This is a genomic window from Acinetobacter stercoris, assembly GCF_900323515.1.
GTDB lineage: Bacteria > Pseudomonadota > Gammaproteobacteria > Pseudomonadales > Moraxellaceae > Acinetobacter > Acinetobacter stercoris.
The window spans coordinates 1-2,387 of sequence record NZ_OOGT01000329.1; the positions used below are offsets into that span (position 1 = coordinate 1).

Consider the following 2,387-nt stretch of genomic DNA (forward strand, 5'->3'; position numbering starts at 1 on the left):
AAATAACAACCTATAACATGCTATTTATTTTAAAACTTAAAGGTTCTTAATAGGGAAATTAAACAACTGAAACAGATAGAAGTCGTCACTGATGTTGTATGTGATGTATGCAACCAATCAACGAAATTGGAGTTTGGAACTTTATCGGCACATTGGGGTTATGGTTCTACGCGTGACGGAGAAAGATATGAGTTACAGTTATGTGAGAAATGTTTTTTTTATGCCCTGGAAACGTTAAAAAAAGAGCGAGCAGATGAGTTTATGTTTGATGAAAATTTTGGCCCTTCGACCCTAGGTGGGTTTGGGTTGAAGTGAACCTATCATCGCGACAGGTTCTAAGAATCCAGAAAATACTGATTCAGACCCACGCTAGCAGCTTCATTTTTAATGGCGAGTAAGGGATTCAGGAAAAATATTTTTGTTTGCTTCGAGGTCACTTACTTCGGAAAAGGCTTGAATACCGCCTGCAGCTTTAATTTCATCTAATGCGAAAGATAGGGCCTCCTGATCTGACAGGAAAGTTTCATCCCATACTGCAGAAGTACCACTTTGGCTTACCACTTCCAGTGTCCAGTCACTATCCGGTAATCGATAAATTAGAATTTTAATTTGCTCATTATCCTCTTGTAAAACTTGAGATAAGGGAGAATCGATTAAATCATTTTCATCATAATCCAGAGTACTGTGGTAATACCCCCATTTTTAATTGAGTTAATGAGTAGAAAAACCGAAGCCTTTATCATTGTTTAAATTTAGGTGGTTTACCATCAACTGACATATGAGGTCGTTGATGATTATAAAGTGTTGCCATGCTGTTGTATAGTCTTGAACATCTTCAAGTTCTCGAAATAAATATTGATTTAAACATTCATAACGTACTGTCCGATTGAAGCGTTCTACATACGCATTTTGTTGTGGATTGCCAGGCTGGGTAAATACATGCTCAATTTCATGCTGCTTACACCATGCCTCCATTAAATCACTGATGTACTCTGGTCCATTGTCACTTCGGATTCGTTTTGGTTTACCTCGCCATTCGATGAGTTGATCCAACCCTCGAAGTACTCGTTCGGCGGGTAAGGAGAAGTCAATCAAGATATCTAATGACTCACGGTTATAGTCATCAATGACGTTGTGCACACGGTAACTGCGGCCATCACTGAGTTGATCGTGCATAAAGTCCATTGACCATGATTCATTCTGCGCTTCTGGTACTGCAAGAGTTTCAGGCTTTATCCGTTTAATGCGTTTGTTGGGTTTAATCCGAAGGTTAAGCTCAAGCTCCTTATAAATGCGATAAATACGCTTGTGATTCCAAGGGTAGCCTTGGACATTACGCAGGTACAAAAAGCAAAGCTTAAATCCCCAAGTCTTATTCTCATTGGTGAGCTTAATCAGCCAATCTGCAATAACCATATTCTGCTCCTTCAATTGAGCTATATAGCGATAACAGGTTTGACTGACTTGGAATATGAGACAGGCCTTATTCACTGATATCTTATATTGCTCAACGGCTTGTTGAGCAAGTGACTTGCGTTGCGTTGGCCTTATAACTTTTTTGACAGTGCATCCTGAAGAATGTCTGCTTTAAGACGTTCATCCGCATACATGCGCTTTAGGCGGGCATTTTCTGTCTCTAGCTCTTTAAGTCGAGTCATCATGGAAAGATCCATGCTGCCATATTTGGACTTCCATTTGTAAAAAGTGGCAGAACTCATGCCATGTTCTCGGCATAGATTAGGCACTGGAGTACCTGCTTCAGCTTGCTTCAAAATACTCATGATTAAGCTGTCCGAATATTTAGATGTTTTCATAGAAAATCTCCTTAGATCAAGGCTATTCGATTTTCTACTTTTAAGTTCAATTATTTTTAGGGAGCATTACCTTGTCATTACCAGACATCAGCGGCAGCCTTTATTGTATTTAACATCCGTGCATAGTAATGAATGAATCAAATTTTGCCTAGCAGTGGATATGATGGGGTACAAAGAATGGCTAAATTTAAAAAAGAATGGCTATTTGCATTATATGGTTGAAATTACTTCTTCATCTAAATATTCATCACCGCCATACAATTCAACCAAGGTTGGAATATAAGCGCCATATTCCAACTTAGTATTCTCTTGCTTGGTTGGAAATGCAGTTAAACCCTCATAACCTTCGGTTGATTTTAATGAAGATGATGGAGTCTTTAAAGTTGTAATAGATCGAGCCACTTTGTTATATAACATTTTTGCTCGAAGCACTTCAAAAGTATAGCCACGCCCCATTCGGTTCGCTACTCTTGTAATACCATTATGCCCCTCAGTATAAGCATTGGTAATTCTTATTGGCGCATCCCAATAGGTGAATATATCCTCAAAGTGATTATTCACAGTTTTAGCAAC

Annotated in this window: 3 protein-coding genes and 1 pseudogene; 1 reads left to right on the top strand and 3 read right to left on the bottom strand. The window is 38.8% G+C overall.

Going from position 1 to position 2,387, the window contains the following annotated elements:
• Positions 1 to 57 precede the first annotated feature (57 nt).
• Positions 58 to 315 (top strand): hypothetical protein, encoded by a 258-nt coding sequence (locus KPC_RS20870; protein WP_121975902.1) that lies wholly within the window; start codon positions 58 to 60, stop codon positions 313 to 315.
• 69 nt (positions 316 to 384) lie between these two features.
• On the opposite strand, the gene KPC_RS19135 is transcribed toward KPC_RS20870, so the two are convergent.
• The 3 genes and pseudogenes from KPC_RS19135 to KPC_RS19145 all read right to left on the bottom strand — a co-directional run.
• Complete coding sequence (locus tag KPC_RS19135; protein ID WP_121975903.1) at positions 385 to 678, bottom strand: hypothetical protein; 294 nt, start codon at positions 676 to 678, stop codon at positions 385 to 387.
• A 61-nt stretch (positions 679 to 739) separates the two neighbouring features.
• Positions 740 to 1,814 (bottom strand): annotated as a pseudogene (locus tag KPC_RS19140) (IS3 family transposase).
• 210 nt (positions 1,815 to 2,024) lie between these two features.
• Positions 2,025 to 2,387, bottom strand: a 363-nt coding sequence (locus KPC_RS19145) for a transposase (RefSeq protein ID WP_146196674.1), incomplete at its 5' end; no start/stop codon positions are given.